At 42.6% G+C, this 24650-nt stretch carries 22 protein-coding genes and 16 tRNA genes; 27 read left to right on the forward strand and 11 right to left on the reverse strand.

Going from position 1 to position 24650, the window contains the following annotated elements; genetic code table 11:
- The first annotated feature begins 15 nt into the window (after positions 1-15).
- A complete protein-coding gene (locus tag IUZ65_RS12505) occupies positions 16-876 on the forward strand; it encodes a TraB/GumN family protein (protein ID WP_195704047.1) in 861 nt (286 codons plus the stop codon).
- A gap of 68 nt (positions 877-944) precedes the next feature.
- On the opposite strand, the gene IUZ65_RS12510 is transcribed toward IUZ65_RS12505, so the two are convergent.
- A tRNA-Pro gene (locus IUZ65_RS12510) sits at positions 945-1021 on the reverse strand.
- Between the two features lie 364 nt (positions 1022-1385).
- Positions 1386-1462, reverse strand: a tRNA-Pro gene (locus tag IUZ65_RS12515).
- A 259-nt stretch (positions 1463-1721) separates the two neighbouring features.
- On the opposite strand from IUZ65_RS12515, the gene IUZ65_RS12520 reads away from it, so the two are divergent.
- The 3 genes from IUZ65_RS12520 (at position 1722) to rluF (ending at position 3707) form a co-directional block, all read left to right on the forward strand.
- Positions 1722-1862: a DUF3149 domain-containing protein gene (locus tag IUZ65_RS12520; protein ID WP_195704048.1), complete on the forward strand. Its 141-nt coding sequence runs from the start codon at positions 1722-1724 to the stop codon at positions 1860-1862.
- A gap of 188 nt (positions 1863-2050) precedes the next feature.
- Positions 2051-2632, forward strand: coding sequence for a DNA endonuclease SmrA (smrA, locus tag IUZ65_RS12525; protein ID WP_195704049.1), 582 nt, complete (start codon positions 2051-2053; stop codon positions 2630-2632).
- A gap of 94 nt (positions 2633-2726) precedes the next feature.
- Entirely contained in the window at positions 2727-3707 is a 981-nt protein-coding gene (gene rluF, locus IUZ65_RS12530; RefSeq protein WP_195705105.1) for a 23S rRNA pseudouridine(2604) synthase RluF, read from the forward strand.
- 67 nt (positions 3708-3774) lie between these two features.
- On the opposite strand, the gene ybaK is transcribed toward rluF, so the two are convergent.
- From ybaK to hemA, 8 genes are all read right to left on the reverse strand, one after another.
- Positions 3775-4248 (reverse strand): Cys-tRNA(Pro) deacylase, encoded by a 474-nt coding sequence (ybaK, locus tag IUZ65_RS12535; RefSeq protein ID WP_195704050.1) that lies wholly within the window; start codon positions 4246-4248, stop codon positions 3775-3777.
- Between the two features lie 270 nt (positions 4249-4518).
- On the reverse strand, positions 4519-6174 hold the full coding sequence (gene ushA / locus IUZ65_RS12540; protein WP_195704051.1) for a bifunctional UDP-sugar hydrolase/5'-nucleotidase UshA: 1656 nt from the start codon (positions 6172-6174) through the stop codon (positions 4519-4521).
- Between the two features lie 340 nt (positions 6175-6514).
- Complete coding sequence (kdsA, locus tag IUZ65_RS12545; RefSeq protein WP_195704052.1) at positions 6515-7366, reverse strand: 3-deoxy-8-phosphooctulonate synthase; 852 nt, start codon at positions 7364-7366, stop codon at positions 6515-6517.
- A 50-nt stretch (positions 7367-7416) separates the two neighbouring features.
- Positions 7417-8226: a SirB1 family protein gene (locus IUZ65_RS12550; protein ID WP_195704053.1), complete on the reverse strand. Its 810-nt coding sequence runs from the start codon at positions 8224-8226 to the stop codon at positions 7417-7419.
- Positions 8227-8229: 3 nt separating this feature from the next.
- Entirely contained in the window at positions 8230-8613 is a 384-nt protein-coding gene (locus tag IUZ65_RS12555; protein ID WP_195704054.1) for a SirB2 family protein, read from the reverse strand.
- Positions 8614-8625: 12 nt separating this feature from the next.
- Positions 8626-9507: a peptide chain release factor N(5)-glutamine methyltransferase gene (prmC, locus tag IUZ65_RS12560; RefSeq protein WP_443083712.1), complete on the reverse strand. Its 882-nt coding sequence runs from the start codon at positions 9505-9507 to the stop codon at positions 8626-8628.
- 18 nt (positions 9508-9525) lie between these two features.
- Positions 9526-10614: a peptide chain release factor 1 gene (prfA, locus tag IUZ65_RS12565; protein WP_195704055.1), complete on the reverse strand. Its 1089-nt coding sequence runs from the start codon at positions 10612-10614 to the stop codon at positions 9526-9528.
- An 8-nt stretch (positions 10615-10622) separates the two neighbouring features.
- Positions 10623-11888: a glutamyl-tRNA reductase gene (hemA, locus tag IUZ65_RS12570; RefSeq protein ID WP_195704056.1), complete on the reverse strand. Its 1266-nt coding sequence runs from the start codon at positions 11886-11888 to the stop codon at positions 10623-10625.
- Between the two features lie 161 nt (positions 11889-12049).
- Here hemA and lolB point away from each other — a divergent pair, with 161 nt between their 5' ends.
- From lolB to IUZ65_RS12665, 19 genes are all read left to right on the forward strand, one after another.
- On the forward strand, positions 12050-12655 hold the full coding sequence (lolB, locus tag IUZ65_RS12575; RefSeq protein WP_195704057.1) for a lipoprotein insertase outer membrane protein LolB: 606 nt from the start codon (positions 12050-12052) through the stop codon (positions 12653-12655).
- Positions 12652-13518, forward strand: coding sequence for a 4-(cytidine 5'-diphospho)-2-C-methyl-D-erythritol kinase (gene ispE / locus IUZ65_RS12580; RefSeq protein WP_195704058.1), 867 nt, complete (start codon positions 12652-12654; stop codon positions 13516-13518). The genes lolB and ispE overlap by 4 nt, the downstream gene beginning before the upstream one ends.
- 70 nt (positions 13519-13588) lie before the next feature.
- Positions 13589-14533, forward strand: coding sequence for a ribose-phosphate pyrophosphokinase (locus IUZ65_RS12585; RefSeq protein ID WP_195705107.1), 945 nt, complete (start codon positions 13589-13591; stop codon positions 14531-14533).
- A gap of 194 nt (positions 14534-14727) precedes the next feature.
- Positions 14728-15318 carry an aminoacyl-tRNA hydrolase gene (pth, locus tag IUZ65_RS12590; protein ID WP_195705108.1) on the forward strand — a complete coding sequence of 197 codons (591 nt, stop codon included), beginning with the start codon at positions 14728-14730 and terminating at the stop codon, positions 15316-15318.
- Positions 15319-15328: 10 nt separating this feature from the next.
- Complete coding sequence (ychF, locus tag IUZ65_RS12595; RefSeq protein WP_195704059.1) at positions 15329-16420, forward strand: redox-regulated ATPase YchF; 1092 nt, start codon at positions 15329-15331, stop codon at positions 16418-16420.
- Between the two features lie 274 nt (positions 16421-16694).
- A tRNA-Met gene (locus IUZ65_RS12600) sits at positions 16695-16771 on the forward strand.
- 54 nt (positions 16772-16825) lie between these two features.
- A tRNA-Leu gene (locus tag IUZ65_RS12605) sits at positions 16826-16910 on the forward strand.
- Between the two features lie 7 nt (positions 16911-16917).
- Positions 16918-16992: transfer RNA gene (locus tag IUZ65_RS12610), tRNA-Gln, on the forward strand.
- Between the two features lie 351 nt (positions 16993-17343).
- Positions 17344-17420 (forward strand) — tRNA-Met (locus tag IUZ65_RS12615).
- 58 nt (positions 17421-17478) lie between these two features.
- A tRNA-Leu gene (locus IUZ65_RS12620) sits at positions 17479-17563 on the forward strand.
- A gap of 26 nt (positions 17564-17589) precedes the next feature.
- Positions 17590-17674: transfer RNA gene (locus IUZ65_RS12625), tRNA-Leu, on the forward strand.
- A 7-nt stretch (positions 17675-17681) separates the two neighbouring features.
- A tRNA-Gln gene (locus IUZ65_RS12630) sits at positions 17682-17756 on the forward strand.
- 187 nt (positions 17757-17943) lie between these two features.
- Positions 17944-18028, forward strand: a tRNA-Leu gene (locus tag IUZ65_RS12635).
- Positions 18029-18035: 7 nt separating this feature from the next.
- A tRNA-Gln gene (locus IUZ65_RS12640) sits at positions 18036-18110 on the forward strand.
- Positions 18111-18393: 283 nt separating this feature from the next.
- Positions 18394-18478 (forward strand) — tRNA-Leu (locus IUZ65_RS12645).
- Between the two features lie 7 nt (positions 18479-18485).
- Positions 18486-18560, forward strand: a tRNA-Gln gene (locus tag IUZ65_RS12650).
- A 298-nt stretch (positions 18561-18858) separates the two neighbouring features.
- A tRNA-Met gene (locus IUZ65_RS12655) sits at positions 18859-18935 on the forward strand.
- Between the two features lie 59 nt (positions 18936-18994).
- A tRNA-Leu gene (locus tag IUZ65_RS12660) sits at positions 18995-19079 on the forward strand.
- A gap of 27 nt (positions 19080-19106) precedes the next feature.
- Positions 19107-19191: transfer RNA gene (locus IUZ65_RS12665), tRNA-Leu, on the forward strand.
- A gap of 37 nt (positions 19192-19228) precedes the next feature.
- On the opposite strand, the gene IUZ65_RS12670 is transcribed toward IUZ65_RS12665, so the two are convergent.
- Positions 19229-20383 (reverse strand): 2-octaprenyl-3-methyl-6-methoxy-1,4-benzoquinol hydroxylase, encoded by a 1155-nt coding sequence (locus tag IUZ65_RS12670; RefSeq protein ID WP_195705109.1) that lies wholly within the window; start codon positions 20381-20383, stop codon positions 19229-19231.
- 253 nt (positions 20384-20636) lie between these two features.
- Between IUZ65_RS12670 and miaB the strand changes: the two genes are divergently transcribed.
- The 4 genes from miaB (at position 20637) to corC (ending at position 24632) form a co-directional block, all read left to right on the forward strand.
- Positions 20637-22061: a tRNA (N6-isopentenyl adenosine(37)-C2)-methylthiotransferase MiaB gene (gene miaB, locus IUZ65_RS12675; protein WP_195704060.1), complete on the forward strand. Its 1425-nt coding sequence runs from the start codon at positions 20637-20639 to the stop codon at positions 22059-22061.
- Between the two features lie 92 nt (positions 22062-22153).
- Entirely contained in the window at positions 22154-23221 is a 1068-nt protein-coding gene (locus IUZ65_RS12680; RefSeq protein WP_195704061.1) for a PhoH family protein, read from the forward strand.
- 17 nt (positions 23222-23238) lie between these two features.
- Entirely contained in the window at positions 23239-23700 is a 462-nt protein-coding gene (ybeY, locus tag IUZ65_RS12685) for an rRNA maturation RNase YbeY (RefSeq protein ID WP_195704062.1), read from the forward strand.
- Positions 23701-23738: 38 nt separating this feature from the next.
- Complete coding sequence (gene corC, locus IUZ65_RS12690; RefSeq protein WP_195704063.1) at positions 23739-24632, forward strand: CNNM family magnesium/cobalt transport protein CorC; 894 nt, start codon at positions 23739-23741, stop codon at positions 24630-24632.
- Positions 24633-24650 lie beyond the last annotated feature (18 nt).

Raw genomic sequence — 24650 nt, forward strand, 5'->3', positions numbered from 1 at the left:
AATTCGAGAGACTTAATGAACACTGTAATCAAGACATCGCTGACGCTTCTTTCTTTGCTATTGAGCTATTCTGTCGCAGCAGAACCGCTGTATTTTAAAGCAACCAAAGGTGACAAAGAACTAATGATACTCGGGTCAATCCATATGGGAAACTCGAAGATGTACCCCTTGCCAGCCGCGATCACCGCATTTTTGCAAACGAGCGACGCCGTCATTACGGAGATAAAGCTAACGGATAATACGCCGACATTGAATATTGACACTCAGTCGACAGACGAAGTGCTCAACGAGAAGCAGAAAGCTCAACTAGAAGAGATTAATCGTCAGTTGGGCTTCACCCCAAAAGCTTTTTTAACAAGCCCAGCGTGGCAGACTGCTATAACACTACAAATATCTCAATTTTCAAAAATGGGCTTTAGCCAGCAACTCGGTATAGATACCTACATTACGGAGCAAGCCACCAATCTTGACAAGACAATATTGGCATTAGAGTCCATAGAGTTTCAACTGGGGCTATTTACTAACGATCCAAAAGTAAGCCAATTATTATTAACGGATACCATCGAAAACTGGCAAGAAAATGTAAAGGTAAGCGAATGTTTAGTCGAAAGTTGGCATGCAGGCAATAAACAACAGCTTGCCGAGCTCACTATCCAAAGTGCCATTGGGGATGAACTCGGTGATCAGTTTATCTATCAACGAAACCACGATTGGGCCAGTAAACTCGACTCGCATTCATTTATTGCTGAAGGGAAGTTTTTAGTCGTTGTCGGCGCTTTGCACCTTGTAGGAAAAGAGAATCTTCTCACGCTTTTATCAGAGAAAGGATTTAGCATTACTCAGCTTTCCAAAGAAAACCCTATTGATTGCCTGTAAACCAAATAATGCATAGCTCTCTCGTTAACATTTCACATTGTGGAATAATAACAAGAGAGTGAGTGATATGGTCGGATGCAGCGGATTCGAACCGCTGACCCCTACTCCCCCAGAGTAGTGCGCTACCAAACTGCGCTAGCATCCGATTAGGGCATTGATTATATGTCAAAATTTTATTCCCGTCACCTCCACTTGTTCTTATTTTTTCTGTCATGAAACGATAGGATGCAACCGTTGATGTCAGGGGACACAATGCCGTGAATACAGGCAATATTTGTGCTATCAGATCCCCACTTTGTGTAATGCTGTTCAGTTAGTACTAAATACTTCGTCATTCCCATGGAAACGGGAATCTTTGTTATATTAGATCCCCATTTTCATGGGGATGACGAGGTTTGAGGTAGCTGAATTAAGGCGTAAACGCCCCCGACCTTATACTTCCACTCACTCTTATATTTACTCTTTTCTAAAATGCAAAAAGCCCCGTCATCAGACGAGGCTTTTAAAGATGGTCGGTGAAGAGGGATTCGAACCCCCGACCCTCTGGTCCCAAACCAGATGCGCTACCAAGCTGCGCTATTCACCGAATATCGTTCCGATTTCTTTTAACCGGGAACGGAAGCGTATATTACTCATTATTTACTTAGACGCAAGCCATTTCTACTACTTTTTCTCAGCATCTGTTCAACTGCTTACTTTAGCATCAAGCCCAGCTAAAATGTGACTAAAAACACAACAACAAGATCATTTTCTTAACTAAATGGCCACAATTGATCCAGATCAGTGATTAATAGCTAAACAACCTCTAATTTAGTTTCGTCATTACTATTTTGTTAGGAGAAAACATGGATTTCTGGCTCGATCTCCTTTTTGGGAATGCGATAGGCTTATCTTCAATGATAGTCATATTCGTCACATTCGGCATCATGCTATTTTTCGGTGGTTATTTCATTTACAAGATAGTAAGCGACAAATCTCCTCACTAGATCACTTAGCAAGTCAAACTATTGCTCCGGAGTAAATATTATATTTTCTCCGGTTTTCTTTGCCTGTAATTTACCGATATGAACCATGGCTCTGGCGATCTACTTTTCTTGATGATCAATAGTTGATGACCTTGCATTTCCAACTGGTATACTCATTTGATGAATATTGACCAATGTGAGATGCAGTTATGTCTCAGGAAGACGACCTAGACCTATTTCAAAAAATGATGGACGATGTAAAACCGTTGACACAAGACATCGCCGAACTCAAAAAAGACCATCATGTTTCTGATGCTCAATTAGCTCGTCGTGAAGCCGCGATGAACCTAACAGAGGATGAACCTGAATACCTTTCTCTTGATCACGCCCCAATGCTAAAACCAGATGATATTATCGAGTTTAAACGCAGTGGTGTACAAGACGGGGTCTATCGAAAGTTAAGACTCGGCAAGTATCCTATTCAGGCACGTTTGGACCTTCACAAGAGAACCCTCACACAGGCCCGAGAAGAAATCGTTAAGTTCCTTCGCCAATGTTTACGTATGGATATCCGGAGTGTGATTATTGTCCATGGGAAAGGAGAGCGTTCAAATCCTCCCGCGATGATGAAAAGCTATACCGCTAGTTGGTTAGCGCAGATATCGGATGTATTGGCGGTACATAGCACACAAAGAACACACGGCGGTACAGGTGCGGTATATGTTATGTTGAAGAAAAGCATCGATAAAAAACTCGAAAATCGCGAAAGGCATCAAAAACGTCTAGGTTAAATACAAATTGATGCTAAAATAAGCCAATACCCAGCAACGATTTTATCGTTGCTTTTTTCATCGTTGTGAAACAGAGAAAACCATGTCGCAAAATATATCTCAAGATCCGCAAGGCAAACGCTTAAATAAATTTATCAGTGAGACGGGTTTTTGCTCCCGTAGAGAAGCGGATAGGCTCATTGATAGTGGCCGAGTCACCATTAACGGTATCGTCCCAGAAATGGGGACCAAAGTACTAGCGGATGACGTCGTACTCGTCGATGACAAGCCACTAAATCGAAAGCAAAAAGCCATCTATATCGCGTTGAATAAACCAACAGGTATCACCTGTACGACAGAAAGGGATATCCCTGGTAATATCGTCGATTTCATTGGTTTAAAGCAGCGAATATTCCCAATTGGTCGTTTAGATAAACCTTCCGATGGACTGATATTTTTGACAAATGATGGCGACATCGTCAACAAAATATTGCGTGCTGGCAATAACCACGAGAAAGAATATGTGGTTCGCGTAGACAAACCCATTAACAAAGCTTTTCTTGAGAAAATGTCTTCAGGAGTGGCCATTCTTGACACGGTCACTCTCCCTTGTGAAGTTACCGAAGAAACCAAGTACTCGTTTCGCATCGTACTGACCCAAGGGTTAAACCGTCAAATTCGCCGTATGTGTGAGGCATTAGGTTATGAAGTATTTAAGCTTCGTCGCGTGCGTATTATGAATATCACTATCGACGGTATTCCAAACGGAAAATGGCGTTATTTAACAGACGCTGAAGTTGCTGAAATACTAAGAATGAGTGGTGATTCAAGTAATACTGAAGAAGCATCGAAAGTGAATGCGGATGGAGGGCGAATCAGACGAGCGACGGACGCAAAACTATTTGATAGTCGAGAAGAGAATCAACCTTCTCGCGCAAGAAGAAATCAAAAACCAAGAACTTTTTCAGGTAACAATGCCGATGAATTTCGTCATTCTCCAAGAAAAAGAAATTCCGATTCGTACTCTAACGCCGACAGCAGACGGGATAGCAAGCCAACAAAACGAGTCGAAGGTACGCTTTCTCTAAAAAAATAGACCCACAGATAAATAATATTAACGACCATCATCTGCTCAATCAATTAGGTGATGGTCTCTCTATTTTTTATGCCGTTAACTCGGCAAACAATCCGTTCGTTAGTTGCAACAGGTGATCTGGCGACACCTCCAAATCAAGTCCCCGCTTCCCAGCAGACACATAAATAGCCTCCTGCCCTTGAGCAGTAATATCTAAACAAGTCGGTAATCTTTTCTTCTGGCCTAATGGGCTGATACCACCGACAACGTATCCAGATATTTTCTGAGCGATAGTGGGGTCAGCCATCTCCGCCTTTTTGGCTTTCATCGCTTTAGCTGCCTGTTTAAGATTAAGCTTACTCTCCACCGGAATGATAGCTACAGCAAGGTTTCTCTGCTCGCCGTTGATACAGAACATCAAGGTCTTAAATACCTTATTAGGGTCTACCCCAAGCACCTCGGCCGCCTCTAAGCCGTAGCTTACATGCTTGGGGTCATGCTTATATTGATGAACCGTATGTGGTATTTTTTTCTTCTTTAGAAGGTCGATAGCTGGTGTCATACTTTACTCAACGATTTTGTTTCAAGTAATACCAATCTGGAAAATCAACTGATCAGCAATATGGTGATCATGGAGCCAACATCAATGGGCAGGAAGGCCCACTACTATGCGCACAAGGGTGTCGGTGTCTTGAACGTTCGACTGAATGACATTCATGTTGATCACACACTAACTTAGCTTGGTATAATTCACTCGTAATAAATAAAAAAGGCGATGCATTAGCATCGCCTTTATCTTCAACGTTCCTTAGAGGATCGTCAAGTTAATCCCTTATTTGTAAACCATCTCGCCTTTTGGCTCGAATTTGCTTACATCTATCGGTGTGTTTGACTCTAGGTATGCTTTCAATACTTCTGCATCAACAAAGCCAGTATTAACGTGGCCGGCGTGACCTGTCAACTTAGGATAGCCATCACCACCAGCAGCATTAAAGCTTGGCACGGTGAAACGATATGTCTTGTTCATATCAAGTGGCATACCGCCAATCTTAACATCACTCACTTTACCGTTTTCTACTGTCATTGAAATACCAGCGAACTGAGCATAAGCACCAGAATCAACCGGTTTCGTCGCGACAACGTTCAAGTAGTCTAGTACTTCACTACCCTTCATGTCGTTGTATGTAATTACGTTTGCGAATGGTTGAACGGTCAACACATCTTTATACGTAATGTCGCCAGCTTCAATTGAAGCACGTACACCACCAGAGTTCATCACACCGAAATCTGCTTTAGCGCGTTCCATATGTGCAGTAGCAATCAAGCGACCAAGGTTAGTTTGTTGGAAACGAACGATATTTCGCTCACCAACTAGGTTCGCATTAGATTCAGCAACCTTAATGTTCAACTGTTCCTGACCTTGCTCTTGGTATGGTTTCAAGAATGCGACCATTTCCGCGTCTTGAGCGATTTCATCTTGAATGAATACGCGCGTTTTCTTGCCATCAACCTTGATTTTTTTCTTAAGGTTTACAGGAATAAGGTCATAGCTCACCATTTCCAGTTCACCATTACGGAATTCGTAGTCAGCACGACCTACATATTTACCCCATTCATGAGCCTGAACTATCCAGGTACCATTTTGATTATCTGGTTGGCACTCAGCACCCGGCTTGAAGGAGCCATTCATCACGTTAGGACCTTCCATACAGACAGGTTCTTGAGAGTGACCACCAACGATCATATCTAGCGAGCCTTCGTCTAAATAACGAGCAAGCGCAACATCACCTGGTGCATTCACACCACGATTACCATTTTCATAGTGACCCATATGCGTCACAGCAAAAATCAGATCTGGTTTTTCGCTTTCATTAATTTCAGCGATCAGCTTCTTCGCTTCTTCTTTCGGGTCACGAAATTCTAATCCAGCAATAAATTCTGGATTACCAATCTTCATCGTATCTTCAGTAGTTAAACCGATGACAGCAATTTTGATGCCTTGCTTTTCAAACATTTCATAGGCTTGATATTTACGTTCGCCTGTTGTTTTGTCATAGATGTTTGCAGACAACATAGGGAAACCACCCCATGCGATTTGCTGATCTAGCACTGAAAGCGCGTTATCAAATTCATGGTTACCTAACGCCATTGCGTCATAACCAAGCTTGTTCATCCCTTTAAAATCAGGTTCAGCGTCTTGCAGATCTGATTCAGGAACACCGGTGTTAATATCACCGCCAGAAAGCAGTAGCACACTGCCACCTTCAGCAGCCACTTCAGCACGTAATTCATCGATTAGCGTTTTACGCGCTGCCATACCGTACTCACCATATTTATTTGACCAGAAACGGCCATGGTGATCATTGGTATGCAAAACCGTTAGCTTATAAGTTTGGTCTTCTTCCCATGCAGGTCCCGTCGCGCAACCAGCCAATGTTGCTAATATTGCTGCACCTAGCACAGTTTTAAGTATCAAGCGTTCCTTCATCTTTAGTACCTTTCTATTATTTTGGATTTTTCACTGCCGTGAAGTTCTCAAATCATGGTTTTTCAAGTGACAACTTGAAGAAGTTTAGATTATTCGAAGAGATCATCTATTATGATTTCATATATATGAAATATAGGTCACCTTTATATTACAGTTTTATTTTAATGAAAGTGATTTAATACACATAAAACCAAAAGCCATCACAGGCAATCGGTTACCTATGATATTGATCTAGGTTCAGGCTTAGCAAAGTTGAATTCTTTCAGGTTTGTACTTCAATTGATTTTTCCACAAAAAAACCGCCCCAAAAGGCGGTTTAATTTTATAGTGCGTCGATGAGTTACTTAATATCGATATGTTCAAAGCTCTTAATCATGTCATCAAGTGACTTCATCTGAGCTAAGAAAGGCTCCAATTTATCCAATGGAAGAGCCGACGGACCGTCACATCTTGCCTTATCAGGGTCAGGATGAGCCTCAATAAACAGACCAGCAATACCCGTTGCTAATCCTGCCTTAGCTAACTCGACTGTTTGGTTACGACGTCCACCAGATGCTGCACCAGACGGATCTCGCATCTGCAATGAGTGAGTCACGTCAAAAATAATAGGACTGCCGTTAGACACTTTTTTCATGACACCAAAACCAAGCATATCAACCACTAGATTATCATAGCCCATGCAAGAACCTCGCTCACATAGAATGATTTTATCATTCCCACATTCTGCAAACTTATCCACAATATTCCCCACTTGATCAGGGCTCATAAATTGAGGTTTCTTGACATTGATAACCGCACCCGTCTTCGCCATCGCTTCAACAAGATCGGTCTGACGAGCTAAGAATGCAGGTAGCTGAATCACATCAACGACATCGGCAACAATTTGAGCTTGTGCTTCCGTATGGATATCGGTAATGATTTTCACACCAAAGGTATCTTTGATTTCTTGGAATATCTTCATTCCTTCTTCTAGGCCGGGACCACGATAAGAATGGACAGAGCTGCGATTCGCTTTATCAAATGACGCCTTAAATACGTATGGAATACCAAGTTTCTCAGTAACGGTGACATAATGTTCGCAGATTTTCATAGCGAGATCGCGAGATTCAAGAACATTCATCCCCGCAAATAAGGTAAACGGTTTGTCGTTTGCAACTGGAATATCACCAACATGAACGATTTTTTGTTCCATTTTTTTCTCTCTACTTTTAATCAATGGCTTTAGCTAATTCAACAAATTAACTAGTGAATAGTAACGATATTTGTGTCCAGTGCCCTTAACTGGCTTTTGAGTAGCTCAGCCGCTGGATCTTCTGGGCACTGATCAATAAAAAATTGATAATCAGTTTTTGCAATTTGATGACAATCAAGCTGTTGATAAATAAAGCCTCTATCGCGAATCTCATAGGGGTCATCGGGAACAAAGCTTAATGCCAAATCGGTACACCTAAGTGCCAAAGTATAGCGCTCTTCTCTTAAAAGTGCGCTTTTGGTTACGGCTAACCAACGACCAATAATCGTGGGATGATCCGCTGTCTTTAGGTGTTCTGCTTTCAATTTAGCTAACGGCCCTTCTTGTCCAATAAGCCAAGCGGTGAGTATCTTCTTGTCTACATACTCACCATTATATGGATTGATGTACATTGGCTTTTCATCAGACCATAGCAGCTTAACCAAAAATTGGGTTGGAAACGTCACACCTTCAACAGGAAAGCCTAACTTGCCTGCAAAATAAAGAAACAGAGCGCCCAGACTCACAGGGATACCCATTCTGCGCCTCAGTACTGTATCCATAAATACATTCTCTGAGCTGAAGTAGGCTTCACTGTCGCCTTTAAACCCTAGGTCGCAGTAGAAGTAGCGTATGAAAGAGTCAAACTTCTGTTTTTCGTCTGTCTCATTAACTAACGCCAGCTCTATCTCACTCAATAGTTTCGCAAGTTCTGCCTCAGCCCACGCAACGTCTGTATCGGAGTTAATCGAATGATTGAGCGCTAATGCTCCTTCTACGATCGCCATCCCATCTAAATCTTCATCGAACAATTTAAACATGGTTTACCCTATTAATGCTGGTACTTTAGTTATTGCGATCTTACCCGCCATTACTAACCAGCCTAACGCGCCAAAGAATGCGAAGGTTCTAAGTAGTCGATTTTTAGCGACTTTAAGAGTAAAGAAACCTAATGCGAAATAGGCCAATATACAGGTCACTTTTTCCGTAAACCATTCATTGCCTGGTGTAAAAGGTATAAACCCGAGGCTGAAAATTAGCCCTATACCGGAGAGGATTAATATCGTATCGATAACATGTGGTGATATTTTTAGAAACTTCTTTTCAATCATCGGGGAGTTCGCCATCATCAATGCGTAGCGAATGGATAATAAAATCGCACTAAGTACGATAGACAGCATGTGGATGTTTTTTAAAGCAAAATACACTGTAATTTCTCTTTATTCTAATGGAGTTGACTCACATCGGCCATAGGTAACTCTGTCGTTCCCAGCGTAATCTTGCTCGGTTGACACGTCGCTATAGCCCAAAGTTAACAATAATTCTCGCACGGCTTCACCTTGTTCAAAACCGTGTTCAAACAGCAACCAGCCTTTCGGCTTTAGGTGACGAACAGCCTGTGTTGCAATCATACGTATATCTAACAAGCCTTTCTCTTCGGCGACAAGAGCACTTTTTGGTTCGAACCTAACATCACCAGAGGTAAGGTGAGGATCATCTTTATCAATATATGGTGGATTGGAAACAATCAGATCAAATTTAGTTCCAATGTAGTTACGATTTGTTTCTAGCGGTTCAAACCAGCTGCCTTGCAAAAACGTAACATTATTTATACCGAGGTTTGTTGCATTTTTCTCCGCCAATTCTTTAGCTTCGGTACGAATGTCTATGCCAGTAACGGCATGCTGTGGACACTCAGATGCCATCGCAAGAGCGATAGCGCCGGTCCCCGATCCCAAATCCAATAGCTGACAAGGTTCTGTGGGCACTTTTTCCAGTGCAATCTCAACAAGACGTTCCGTATCAGGTCTAGGGATCAATGTTGAAGGAGAAACCATCAACGACAATGACCAAAATTCACGTTCACCGGTTATGTAAGCAATAGGTTCGCCTTCAATTCGTCTTTTTATCAACGCTCTGAACTGGCTTTGTTGTTCGTTTGTCAGTACTTTTTCAGGCCACGTTAAAAGGTAACTGCGTGGTTTTCCTAGTACATGGCAAAGCAACACTGCAGCATCCAAAGATGGCGACGCGCTTCCGCTTTCACCCAGCAAAGTGGTTGTCGCCCTCAACGTCGCCTCAACAGTCGGTGTCATATCCATATATAATGCGATTCTGGATTAATTCAGGTCTGCAAGCGCGGCAAGTTGATCTGCTTGATATTCTAATATCACTGGATCAATAAGGCTTTGAAGATCGCCTTCCATCACTTCTGACAAACGGTACAATGTAAGGTTGATTCGATGGTCTGATACTCGGCCCTGCGGATAGTTGTAAGTTCGAACACGGTCACTTCTGTCGCCAGAACCCAATAGATTACGTCGAGTATCCGAAACGACTTCAGCGCGTCTAGCTTCTTCAGCCTTAATAATTCTTGCAGCAAGAACCGACATCGCTTTCGCCTTGTTTTTATGCTGAGAACGTTCATCCTGACATTCCACTACAGTACCCGTCGGTAAGTGGGTAATTCGTATAGCAGAATCGGTGGTGTTCACGTGCTGACCACCAGCACCAGACGATCTGAATGTGTCTATTTTCAAGTCAGACGATTTAATTTCTGGTAGATCCGCTTCTGGTATTTCTGCCATGACAGCCAAGGTACAAGCAGAGGTATGTACACGCCCTTGCGATTCCGTCGCAGGAACACGTTGCACTCGGTGGCCACCTGATTCAAATTTTAGTACGCCATAAGCACCGTCGCCAATCACTTTAGCGATCATCTCTTTGTAACCACCTTGTTCAGATTCATTCGAGCTCATTACCTCGATTCGCCAACCTTTCTTCTCAGCAAAACGGCTATACATACGGAAAAGGTGACCGGCGAATATACCCGCTTCATCTCCACCGGCGCCTGCTCGAATCTCTAAGAAACAGTTACGCTCATCGTTTGGATCTTTTGGTATCAGTAGAATCTGTAGATCATCCGCCAGTTTTTCGATAGTGGCTTTAGATTCCTTTATCTCTTCTTGCGCCATTTCGCGCATTTCTGCATCGTCTTCCGTCGCCATTTCCTCAGCAGCGTCGAGATCGTCTTGAGCTTGCTGGTACGCTTGGAAGCACATCGTCACTTCTTCTAATTGAGAATACTCTCTAGACAGTGCACGGAATCTGTTTTGGTCACCAATAACGTCAGGATCACCAAGTAAATGCTGAACCTCTTCGTAACGCTCTACTAGAGTTTCAAGCTTAGTCAAAATGGATTGTTTCATAATCTTCTTTAATTTTGTTGTAGGTCGTCTAGACCTATACTCTGTCTAATTACAGAGAGTTTATCTGGGTCACCTTGCTCCGCTGCACTTTGCAGGGCGCGAGTAGGAGCGTGGATCAATCTGTTGGTCAGTTTATTGCTTAGTTCTAGCAACACCTTTTCGGGGTCACCACCAGCCTCGAGTGCCTGTAGGCTTTTCGCGATAAGTTCTTCTCTAATCGCATTGGCTGACGTTCGAAATTCTCGGATACTATCAACAGCGTGTAATGATCGTAACCAAGTCATAAATGCAGCGCTCTCTTCGGAAACAATCGCCTCAGCTTGAATCGCTTCAACTTTGCGCTGCTCCATATTCTGCTGAACAATAGACTGTAAATCGTCGACAGTATAAAGATAAATATCGTCTAAGTCGCCAACTTGCTGTTCTACATCTCTCGGTACGGCTATATCTACGATTAGAATGGGTTGACGCTTACGTTTTTTCAACGCCGTTTCCACCATACCTTTACCGATAATAGGTAAAGGACTGGCTGTAGAGCTTATAACGATATCGGCTCTATATAGGTGTTCCGGTATTTCTTCGAGGCTTATCACCTGAGCATCAAACTGTTTTGCTAAGCCTAGTGCGCGTTCACGGGTACGATTAGCAACAATGATATGTTTGCATCCATTATCGGAAAGGTGTTTGGCGACAAGTTCTATTGTCTCGCCGGCACCCACTAATAAGACTGTCGATTCTGAAAGTGATTCAAATATGTGCTTCGCAAGTGTGCAGGCTGCATAAGCAACCGAAACAGCGCTCCCGCCGATTTCAGTTTCTGTGCGAACTTTTTTTGCTACTGAAAATGTTTTTTGGAACAATTTTTCCATTGTGCCGTCGACAGACTTAAGCTCTCTAGCACTTGAGTAGGCTTGCTTAACTTGCCCCAAGATTTGAGGTTCACCCAATACAAGCGAGTCGAGTCCACACGAAACACGCATCAAGTGCTTAATCGCCGCTTGTTCTTCATGTATATATAAGCTTGACTTAAGTTCTTCAGGTTGAATCTGATGAAACTCTGTCATCCAGTCAATTACTTGATTCTTACTTGCTTGTTTTACATCAAAATAGATCTCTGTTCGATTACAAGTGGAGACAATAACACCACTTTTTATATTTGAATCTGCTCCAAGTTGCTTATGCGCCTCTGTCAACTTCTCAGGGGAAAAAGCAACCTTTTCTCGCAATTCAACCGACGCTGTATTGTGATTGATACCAATAACAAGCAAGGACATGGAATAAAAGATCTCGATTTTAATATACGAATTAAGGGGGGAATTTTACTTGATGGGCTTACTTAATGAAAGGGTGATAGAGAGATGTTTTTATGAGTTCGTGATTTAGATGATATAGTTACCCCTAAAGACTTACTTGATTTGCGTGATTATTGACCAATATGAAAATAATTCAAAAATACTGTATCTATTTGTCCCTGATTTTTTTCGTTTCTGCTTGTAGCACCCTCCCTAAAGAATCGGCCATTAATGTAGAATGGGAAAAACACAGTACACAGCTCTCAAACATTCGTTCATTTCAGGCTACGGGCAAACTGGGTTATCGAGGCCCAAAAGATACCGTTAGTTTGAATTTTTATTGGAAACATACTGAAAAAGACAGCGAATTACGTTTGATCAACTTTCTCGGCTCTACTGTATTAACGCTCATTATGACACCGGACGGTTCCAAGGTGATCACCAGTGATGACCAAATCTACGAAAATAAAGACGCCAACTTGTTATTCGCAGAGTTAACTGGTTTAGAATTTCCGGTATCTCAATTGAAACATTGGATAAAAGGTCTCCCAATTCAGGCAGACGACTACCAATTTAATGAAACTAACACATTAAAATCTTTACAAAAAAGAAGCAGAAACCGTAACTGGACATTAGATTACACCCGCTATCAAGATTACGATGGCCTGCCGCTACCAAATCAAATGACACTAAAATCCACAGACACCAAAATTAAAATCGCTGTTTCTAAATGGGTAATAAATTCATGATAACTCAGTCGACTTCTTGGCCCTCCCCTGCAAAGCTTAATCTCTTTCTTTATATCAACAATAGAAGAGAAGATGGGTACCACGAGCTTCAAACACTATTCCAGTTTTTAGATTATTGCGACACCCTAACTATCCAAGCCAATTCCTCTGACAAGATTACGCTTACCCCTGAACTTAAAGGCGTACCTGTCGAGAGCAATTTGATATGGAAAGCCGCTATAGCGCTTAAAGAAAAGACTCAGGTTTCCTACGGTGCTGATATCCATTTGGAAAAAAGGTTACCCATGGGTGGTGGTATTGGCGGCGGTTCTTCTAATGCTGCGACCGTACTTGTCGCATTAAATTTTCTCTGGCAGCTTAATTTAACCTCTGATGAGTTGGCTGATATTGGTTTACAACTAGGTGCTGATGTCCCAATTTTTGTGAAAGGCTTTTCGGCATTTGCAGAAGGAGTGGGAGAACGATTAGAAAAAGTAACCCCAGAAGAGAAGTGGTATCTGGTGGTTAAGCCTGATGTGAGCATATCAACAGCAGAAATTTTTTCTCATCCTGACTTGACCAGAAATACCCCAAAGCGAGCTATAGCTGAGCTGTTAACTGGATCACAAGTAAACGATTGCGAAAAAATTGTCCGATTACTTTATCCAGAGGTTGATAAGCAACTTTCATGGCTGTTACAATATGCGCCGTCAAGATTGACGGGTACAGGGTCATGTCTGTTTTCTGAGTTTAACAACAAACTCGATGCAGAGAGAATTCGTGCTAAACTTCCTGACGCTGTTTTAAGTTTTATTGCACAAGGGAAAAACCGTTCCCTATTGCATAAAACACTCACCAGTTACAAAAAATCTTTAGCTGAATAGATTAAAGAATGAGTAACTCGTGAACACCCAACCTAATTTAAAAACTGGACGCAACCCCGAGGTTTCCACTGTGCCTGATATGAAGCTATTTGCTGGTAACGCTACACCTGAACTAGCCCAACGTATTGCTGATCGTCTCTATATTTCTCTTGGTGACGCTACTGTTGACCGTTTCTCTGATGGAGAAATAGCGGTTCAAATAAACGAGAATGTTCGTGGTAGTGACGTATTCATCATCCAATCAACCTGTGCTCCTACTAATGATAACCTAATGGAATTAGTAGTAATGATTGATGCAATGCGCCGTGCTTCCGCAGGCCGTATTACTGCTGTTATCCCTTACTTCGGATATGCTCGACAAGACAGACGCGTTCGTTCTGCTCGTGTGCCTATCACTGCAAAAGTCGTTGCTGACTTTCTGTCTAACGTGGGTGTTGATCGAGTATTAACTATCGACCTTCATGCTGAGCAGATTCAAGGTTTCTTCGATGTCCCTGTAGATAACATCTTCGGTACGCCAGTTCTTCTAGAAGATATGGCAGCCCGTGGTCTAGAAGACCCTGTGGTCGTTTCACCAGATCTTGGTGGCGTTGTTCGTGCACGTGCAACTGCGAAGGCGTTAGGAAATATTGATATTGCTATCGTAGACAAACGTCGTCCACGCGCCAATGTATCGGAAGTAATGAACCTGATTGGTGAAGTAGAAGGCCGTGACTGTGTTATCGTCGATGACATGATCGATACTGGTGGCACACTTTGTAAGGCAGCAGAAGCACTTAAACAGCGTGGAGCTAAGCGTGTATTCGCATACGCAACACACGCCGTGTTCTCGGGCAATGCAGCCAAGAACATCAAAAACTCAGTGATCGACCAAGTTATCATTACCGATTCCATTACCCTTTCTAAGGAAATGGCAGCAACAGGTAAAGTAACGCAGTTGACTCTATCTAGCATGCTTGCTGAAGCGATTCGTCGTATCAGCAACGAAGAATCTATTTCAGCTATGTTTAGTTAAGACGATTTAGCTTAAGACGGTTTGTCAGCACGGTTTTAGTTTGTCGCTATAAATAACCGTTAATCTTATTAAAAACACCTCTTTAGAAGGGGTGTTTTTTTGTGTTGTGGAAACCCATATTTAGTGCCTCGCACCTTGAAGTACTTTTATGCTACTATACGGCGCTTTTTGAAAATCCAAGAGAGATCCTAACCGTGAGTCAAGAGATTAAACTGCTCGTAGGTCTGGCAAACCCAGGTCCTGAATATGCGAAGACCCGACATAACGCCGGAGCATGGGTTGTTGAAGAATTGGCACGAGTCCACAATATAGCATTAAAGAATGAATCAAAGTTCTTTGGTTATACTGGACGTATCATGGTAAATGGTGACGATTTACGTCTTCTCATTCCGACCACGTTTATGAATTTGTCAGGAAAGGCTGTTGCTTCTGTTGCCAAGTTCTACCAAATCAAGCCTGAAGAAATCATGATCGCTCATGATGAACTTGATCTCCCTCCCGGGGTAGGTAAGTTTAAAAAAGGGGGCGGCCACGGTGGCCATAACGGTTTAAAAGACTCAATTAGCAGACTAGGTAATAACAAAGAATTTTACCGCTTACGGATTGGCATTGGCCATCCGGGGCATAAAGATAGGGTATCTGGCTATGTATTGGGTAGAGCCCCAGCAAAAGAGCAAGAATGTATTGATGCTGTCGTAGATGAATCTGTCCGCAGCTTAGATATCTTACTCAAAGACGGCATAGCCAAAGCACAAAATCGCTTACACACGTTCAAAGCAGAATAAGGTTTATATCATGGGTTTCAAATGTGGCATCGTTGGTCTACCAAACGTAGGTAAATCGACTCTGTTTAACGCACTAACTAAAGCTGGTATCGAAGCAGCAAACTTTCCATTTTGTACTATCGAGCCTAACACTGGCATAGTACCTGTGCCTGATTTACGTCTAGATGCACTAGCAAAGATTGTTAACCCTCAAAAAATCCTACCGACGACTATGGAGTTTGTGGACATAGCAGGCCTCGTTGCTGGAGCATCTAAAGGTGAAGGTCTAGGGAATAAATTCCTTGCTAATATCCGTGAAACAGATGCAATTGGTCACGTGGTTCGTTGCTTTGAAGATGAAAACATCGTTCACGTTGCAGGTAAAATATCGCCTTTAGACGATATTGAAATCATCAATTTAGAGCTTGCTCTTGCAGACTTAGATACTTGTGAGCGAGCAATTCATCGCCAGGCAAAACGAGCCAAGGGCGGCGACAAAGACGCTAAATTCGAAGTGATTGTACTAGAAAAACTTCTGCCTATTTTAACAGAAGGTGGCATGGCGAGAACGGTTCAGCTAGCGAAAGAAGAGTTGAAAGCGGTAGATTACTTAAACTTCTTAACGTTAAAGCCGACGATGTACATCGCTAACGTGAGTGAAGATGGCTTTGAAAATAACCCATTCCTTGATCAAGTACGCAAATTTGCAGAAAACGAAAACAATGTAGTCGTTCCTGTATGCGCCGCCATCGAGTCTGAACTTTCTGAACTAGACGATGAAGATCGCGCTGAGTTTCTTGAAGACATGGGCATAGAAGAGCCTGGTTTGAACCGTGTGATTCGTTCAGGCTATGATCTACTTACGCTACAGACATACTTTACCGCTGGTGTAAAAGAAGTTCGCGCATGGACAATCCCAATTGGTGCCACTGCACCACAGTCAGCAGGTAAGATCCATACTGATTTTGAGAAAGGCTTCATCCGTGCAGAAGTCGTTGGCTACGATGATTTCATCCAATTCAGCGGCGAAAGTGGTGCAAAAGAAGCAGGGAAATGGCGCTTAGAAGGTAAAGATTACATCGTTAAAGATGGGGATGTTGTTCACTTCCGTTTTAACGTGTAACCAAAACACTGAATCAGTTCTAAATAAAGCCACTTTTATTAAGTGGCTTTTTCATATCTGTTAAAATCATCGCTTCATTTTTTATTGTTAATAATCCAATTTAATGGAGAAATGTAATTAGTTTTTAAGCAAAAAAAGCCATCTTTGTTTAAAAAAGACGCGAACAGTCTTTTTAGTGGGATTTATGCAAAAAAATAGGTTGACGGTTTTCCTACAGATCCGCATAATGCGCTCCGTTCTTGTCGCTGGCCGTACGGTTAGAGAATGAGAATTTGGCTACGTAGCTCAGCTGGTTAGAGCACATCACTCATAATGATGGGGTCACAGGTTCAAATCCCGTCGTAGCCACCATATTTGCTTTTCTAGATAGACTAATTCTACTATCTAGAAATTATAAAAAGATTTGCGGAAGTGGCGGAATTGGTAGACGCACCAGATTTAGGTTCTGGCGCCGCAAGGTGTGAGAGTTCAAGTCTCTCCTTCCGCACCATATTTGTTGGGTTATCGCCAAGCGGTAAGGCACTGGCTTTTGATGCCAGCATTCCCTGGTTCGAATCCAGGTAACCCAGCCATATTGAAGATGGTTCGAGTAACTTTAGTTTTAAAACTTTAGATGCCAGCATTCACTGGTTCTCTCTTGTTCTAAATCTAGCCGGTAACCCGACCATAATTGGTAAGTGGTTCGAGTAATGCAGCTACAACGTTTGATTACCAGCATCCCTGGTTCCCTCTCGTTAAAGTCTAGCAGGTAACTCGACCATAATTGGCAAGTGGTTCGAGTAATGCAGTTACAACGTTTGATACCAGCAACCCTGGTTCCCTCTCGTTATAATCTAGCAGGTAACCCGACCATAAATAAAAAAGTACTTTTTGTACTGTTAAAAGGGCGAACTTTATATTATATTGTTTCGCTTGATTTAGATGGCTACGTAGCTCAGCTGGTTAGAGCACATCACTCATAATGATGGGGTCACAGGTTCAAATCCCGTCGTAGCCACCATAATTAAAACTTGTTTGCTTTTACCAGTTAGCAAAGAAGTCTGTAGAAAATTTGAGACGCGGAAGTGGCGGAATTGGTAGACGCACCAGATTTAGGTTCTGGCGCCGCAAGGTGTGAGAGTTCAAGTCTCTCCTTCCGCACCATCTCATATTTTCTACAACAGATTTACGCGGAAGTGGCGGAATTGGTAGACGCACCAGATTTAGGTTCTGGCGCCGCAAGGTGTGAGAGTTCAAGTCTCTCCTTCCGCACCATATTTGTTGGGCTATCGCCAAGCGGTAAGGCACTGGCTTTTGATGCCAGCATTCCCTGGTTCGAATCCAGGTAGCCCAGCCATATTTGTAAGTGGTTTGAGTAACCGCAATTTTTAAACTTTTGATATCAGCATTCACTGGTTCCCTTTAGTTCAAAATCTAGCAGGTAACTCAGCCATATTTGTAAGTGGTTTGAGTAATCGTAGTTTAAAGCTCAAGCTATACAATTTCTTATTGGATCCAATTCATCTGATAAGAGTACGGAACATGCGGAAGTGGCGGAATTGGTAGACGCACCAGATTTAGGTTCTGGCGCCGCAAGGTGTGAGAGTTCAAGTCTCTCCTTCCGCACCATATTTGTTGGGCTATCGCCAAGCGGTAAGGCACTGGCTTTTGATGCCAGCATTCCCTGGTTCGAATCCAGGTAGCCCAGCCATATTTGTAAGTGGTTTGAGTAACCGCAATTTTTAAACTTTTGATATCAGCATTCACTGGTTCCCTTTAGTTCAAAATCTAGCAGGTAACCCAGCCATATTTGTAAGTGGTTTGAGTAACCGCAATTTTTAAACTTTTGATATCAGCATTCACTGGTTCCCTTTAGTTCAAAATCTAGCAGGTAGCCCAGCCATATTTGTAAGTGGTTTGAGTAATCGTAGTTTAAAGCTCAAGCTATACAATTTCTTATTGGATCCAATTCATCTGATAAGAGTACGGAACATGCGGAAGTGGCGGAATTGGTAGACGCACCAGATTTAGGTTCTGGCGCCGCAAGGTGTGAGAGTTCAAGTCTCTCCTTCCGCACCATATTTGTTGGGTTATCGCCAAGCGGTAAGGCACTGGCTTTTGATGCCAGCATTCCCTGGTTCGAATCCAGGTAACCCAGCCATATTTATGAATGGTTGTATTGACCACTAGAGACTTTTGATACCAGCATTCACTGGTTCCCTTTAGTTTAAAATCTAGCAGGTAACCCAGCCATATTTATGAATGGTTGTACTGACCACTAGAGACTTTTGATACCAGTATTCACTGGTTCCCTTTAGTTTAAAATCTAGCAGGTAACCCAACCATATTGGTAAGTGGTTTGAGTAATGCGAGTATAACCTAACTAGCAACTCGACTATGTTACTGGAAATTAGACGTTCTTAATTTCCTTAGGCATTAGGCTGAAAACCTAATGTGATGGCTACGTAGCTCAGTTGGTTAGAGCACATCACTCATAATGATGGGGTCACAGGTTCGAATCCCGTCGTAGCCACCATTTATTCAAGCTTATTTGCTTTTACCAATTAGCCGATAGGTCTGTAGACAGTTTGAGATGCGGAAGTGGCGGAATTGGTAGACGCACCAGATTTAGGTTCTGGCGCCGCAAGGTGTGAGAGTTCAAGTCTCTCCTTCCGCACCATCTCAAATTTATCTACAACAATGTTTTGCGGAAGTGGCGGAATTGGTAGACGCACCAGATTTAGGTTCTGGCGCCGTAAGGTGTGAGAGTTCAAGTCTCTCCTTCCGCACCATTATAAAAAAAGCACTCATTGAGTGCTTTTTTTATATCTAAAGTCCCAATGCGTACTTAAGTACCCTTTCTTTTATTGGCCCTAAATTATTCGCCACTTTCAGCACTGTATTTCGAGCGAACTTTAGCGGTACAGCATCGTTGCTGAACACTTTATAGAAAAAATCCATGCCTGATTGCATCAACAAGTTATCTGGTCGTCGTCTTAGTTCATATTGTTTTAACGTGTCTTTTGAATACCAATCTTGCTTATTTATGATATCCAGCAGCACGGACACGTCTTTAAAACCAAGATTAACCCCCTGCCCGGCTAGAGGGTTGATTGTATGAGCAGAATCCCCCACAAGAACACAACGGTTTTTAAAGTAACTTTGCGCATGCCGGCGAACTAATGGAAATGCCCCTGCCTGCAACACCTTAATATTACCAAGCTCAGTCGGAAAGTGAGTTTCAATTTCTTTACGCAGAGCGTCATGTTTCATTGAGATGAGTTGCTTAATTCTTTTCGGCGAATCGTACCAAACTAAAGAGGCTTGATTACCTTTGAGTGGTAAAAATGAGCGGGGCCCATTAGGAGTAAACCATTGCCAAGTAATATCTTGTTGGTGCTTCTCCGTCTCGACATTAACAAGCATACAATCCTGACGATAATCCCATGCAGTAATACCGATACCAGCAAGACTTCGAACCTTCGAATTTGCGCCATCCGCACCGATCACTAAACTCGCTTTTAATTGTTGACCGGAAGAAAGAGTGACGACATTGCTATCCTCACCAAATTCAATGGAGTGTAAGCTATCTGGACAAAAAGATTCCAAGTTGGAATATTGCTTAGCTTGTGTCCATAAAGCCAGTTGAACCAATCTATTTTCAACAATATAACCTAATACGTCTAACCCTAACGAATCAGCATTAAACTTAGTCCGACACTCAGGATGTTCCCATGTTTCCAAACGACGATAGGGGCAAACTCGCATTGCTGTTACTTGACCCCAAGTATCGAGTGATTCAAGCAACGCCACTGATGCTTTGGAAATCGCCGACACACGAATATCCATAGCTTGAGACGTTTCAAATGGTTGCGGTTCAACACCTTCAACGAGTGCGATTTTTTTACCTTGCTTCACCGCACCTAAGGCAACGGCAGCACCTACCATTCCACCGCCAATAATAACTAAATCGTATCGTTCCATTTCAGCTACTTCTTCTCTTCTATACATTCTAAACTCAGTGACTTTTGTATCTTATCCACTGAAACCAGTAAACGACAACGCAGCCAAGTAACCATAGCATTGATAAGGTCTTTCAATCGATTTTAAAATCATTTATTCAACCTCTGGTCAGGCGGTTTTTAAAGCAGTACAATACTCGGCTTGCCACCTTTTGGCACGAAAAATATGAGCACTATGCTCACTAAATTGAACACTGAAAACGAGCGAATGTGAAATGAGTAAGAAACTGCTAATTAAAACTTGGGGTTGCCAGATGAACGAATATGATTCGTCTAAAATGGCCGATCTGCTTAATGCCGCCAACGGTTATGAGCTAACCGACATTCCAGAAGAGGCAGATGTCTTACTTCTAAATACCTGCTCTATTCGCGAAAAAGCGCAAGAGAAAGTATTTCATCAGCTTGGCCGTTGGAAAACTCTCAAAGATAAAAAAGAGGGAGTTGTGATAGGTGTTGGGGGTTGCGTTGCCACTCAAGAAGGCAAGCATATTCGCGAACGTGCGCCGTTTGTAGACGTGATTTTTGGCCCGCAAACTCTGCATCGTCTTCCTGCGATGATCAAAGCATCACAAAGTGACCATGTCCCAGTCATGGATATCTCTTTCCCTGAAATCGAAAAATTCGATAACCTGCCAGAACCGCGCGCTGATGGTGCAACGGCATTTGTTTCTATTATGGAAGGCTGCTCTAAGTACTGCACATACTGTGTTGTGCCTTATACGCGTGGAGAGGAAGTAAGCCGTCCAATGGATGACGTTCTCTATGAAGTTGCACAACTAGCAGAACAAGGCGTAAGAGAAGTCAACTTACTCGGTCAAAACGTCAATGCGTTCCGAGGTCCAACTCATGACGGTGATATCTGTTCTTTTGCAGATTTACTGCGCCTTGTTGCTTCAATCGACGGTATCGACCGTCTGCGTTTTACTACCAGCCACCCGCTAGAATTTACCGACGATATCATTGCCGTTTACGAAGATACCCCTGAATTGGTCAGTTTTTTACACCTCCCCGTTCAAAGCGGCTCCGATCGTATTCTTACCATGATGAAGCGGCCTCACACGGCTATTGAATATAAATCCATCATTCGAAAACTACGTAAAGCACGTCCGGGCATCCAAATCAGCTCGGATTTTATCGTTGGTTTTCCGGGAGAAAGCGATATCGATTTTAAGGACACAATGAAACTTATCAAAGATGTCGATTTTGATATGAGCTTCAGCTTTGTATTCTCCCCTCGCCCTGGCACACCTGCCGCTGATTACCCTTGTGATTTACCAGAACAAGAGAAAAAAGACCGTCTGTTCGAATTGCAACAACAGATAAATAGCCAAGCGATGCGTTATTCTCGCCAAATGCTGAACACGGAACAACGTGTTCTCGTTGAAGGACCGTCGAAGAAAAACTTGATGGAATTACGTGCACGTACTGAAAATAATCGTGTAGTCAATTTTGAAGGTTCCGCTGATCTTATCGGCCAGTTTGTTGATGTAAATATTACCGATGTATTCTCTAACTCACTTCGTGGTGATCTAGTACGTACAGAACAAGATATGAATTTACGTATAGCAACCACGCCGACTGATATGATGTTAAAATCACGTAAAGAAGACGAGTTAGGTGTTGCAACATTTACACCTTAAGCTATCTTAAAAGTAAGCCAGAGCCCGATCGACATCGGGCTCCTAGCTAGCTCTCCTGCTGGCGAAGTAAAAGGCAACAATGAGAGGCAAAATTGAGCAATAAAATATTGACGCTAGAGATAGATCTAGAACCTTCCGACAATCACCGTCTGTCCAGCCTTTGTGGCCCATTCGATGACAATATCAAACACCTAGAACGTAGACTTGGCGTCGAAATAAACCATCGTGGTAACGCATTCTCAATTGTTGGTAAATCACATATCGCCGCAGCAACACTCGACATCATTAGAACAGTTTATGTTAATACAGCGCCAATAAGAGGCAACATACCAGATATAGAACCAGAGCAGATCCATCTAGCAATTAAAGAATCTGGTGTCCTTGAACAAACGGCTGAAGCCACTATTGAACATGGCAAAGAAGTCTTTATTAAAACAAAAAAAGGCGTCATTAAGCCCCGAACACCCAACCAAGCTCAATACCTAGTTAATATCGTCACGCACGATATAACCTACGGCATTGGCCCTGCTGGTACCGGCAAAACCTACTTAGCCGTTGCAGCAGCAGTTGATGCACTGGAAAGACAAGAAGTCCGTCGCATTCTATTAACTCGCCCAGCGGTAGAAGCGGGTGAAAAACTTGGATTTTTACCTGGCGATTTAAGCCAAAAAGTCGACCCATACCTGCGCCCTCTTTATGACGCACTATTTGAAATGCTTGGCTTTGAACGTGTTGAAAAACTTATCGAGCGAAACGTGATAGAGGTTGCTCCACTAGCATATATGCGTGGAAGAACCCTTAACGATGCATTTATCATTCTTGATGAAAGCCAGAATACCACCGTAGAACAGATGAAGATGTTCTTGACTCGTATTGGTTTTAACTCCCGTGCAGTGATTACCGGAGACGTGACACAGATTGACTTACCCCGTGGAGCTAAATCCGGTTTGCGTCATGCTGTAGAAGTTCTCTCCGAGGTCGATGAAATAAGCTTCAATTTTTTCATTGCAGATGATGTCGTTAGACATCCAGTAGTCGCTCGGATAGTTAACGCATATGAAAAATGGGAAACCAAAGATCAAAAAGAACGAAATGAGATTGAAAAGCGCAGAAATGAAGAGCGCGATGCACGTCTTTTAGAAGCTCAAAAGACAAACTAATAAGCCAAGGGCACATAATGACAATTGAATTGGATCTACAGATCGCGGTAACTAACAATATTGATCTGCCAAGTGAGAATGACTTTCATACATGGCTATCCGAAACCATTCGTCTTTTTCAGCCACAAGCAGAAGTCACTATCCGCCTAGTTGACGAAAAAGAAAGTCAGCAGTTGAATAGCGAGTACAGAGGAATGGATAAACCCACCAATGTACTCTCATTTCCTTTCGAGGCACCGCCAGAAATTGAAATTGACCTACTAGGCGATCTCATTATCTGTAAACAGGTCGTAGAAAAAGAAGCACAAGAACAGAATAAACCGCTTTCTGCACATTGGGCGCATATGGTTGTACATGGTGCACTTCATCTGCTAGGTTATGATCATATCGATGATGATGAAGCGGAAGAGATGGAATCTCTCGAAACGGAAATCATGCAAAATATGGGATTCGATGACCCTTATATCGATGAGAAGTGAGCTATCACACATCTGATAGCGTTAACATATGAGAAACCATGAACGACGAAAACTCTCCCAATTCCGAAGGGAATAATGGGAAATCAGAAGGTCCGAGTAGAAAGTCCTTCTTTGAACGCCTAGGACAGATATTTCAGGGTGAACCAAAAGATCGCCAGGAACTTGTAGATGTAATACGAGATTCAGAAATTAATGACCTTATCGACCATGACACTCGAGATATGTTAGAGGGTGTGATGGAAATTGCAGAGATGCGTGTACGAGATATTATGATACCGCGCTCTCAAATGGTCACTGCTGAAAAAGAACATAATCTTGATGAGCTAGTCACCCTAATTACAGAAGCAACGCATTCTCGTTATCCTGTGATCAGCGAAGACAAAGACCATGTCGAAGGCATTCTATTAGCGAAGGACTTACTTAAATATTTAGGCTCTGGAAGTGAAGAGTTTGACATCAATAAAGTGATACGTCAGGCCGTCGTTGTGCCGGAAAGCAAGCGCGTTGATCGATTATTAAAAGAGTTCCGAGAGGAACGTTATCACATGGCAATAGTCGTAGATGAATTTGGTGGAGTATCAGGGTTAGTCACAATCGAAGATATTTTGGAAGAGATCGTAGGTGAGATAGAAGACGAGTTTGACGACGAAGAAGAAGAAGATATCCGTCAACTCAGTAAACATACGTTTTCGGTTAAAGCATTGACTACAATTGACGATTTTAATGACAGATTCGGTACCAAGTTCAGTGATGATGAAATAGATACCATCGGCGGTATGGTAATGACGAGTTTCGGGCACTTACCATCCCGTGGTGAAACGGTAGAGATTGGTCATTATAACTTTAAAGTTGCCGCGGCGGATAATCGAAGGGTAATACAATTACAAGTCACCATTCCGGAAGAGGATGCCTCTTCCAATACTGAAGAGTAAAATTACTCACTTATAAGA

Origin of the sequence: Vibrio sp. VB16 (assembly GCF_015594925.2) — a bacterium.
Lineage (GTDB): Bacteria > Pseudomonadota > Gammaproteobacteria > Enterobacterales > Vibrionaceae > Vibrio.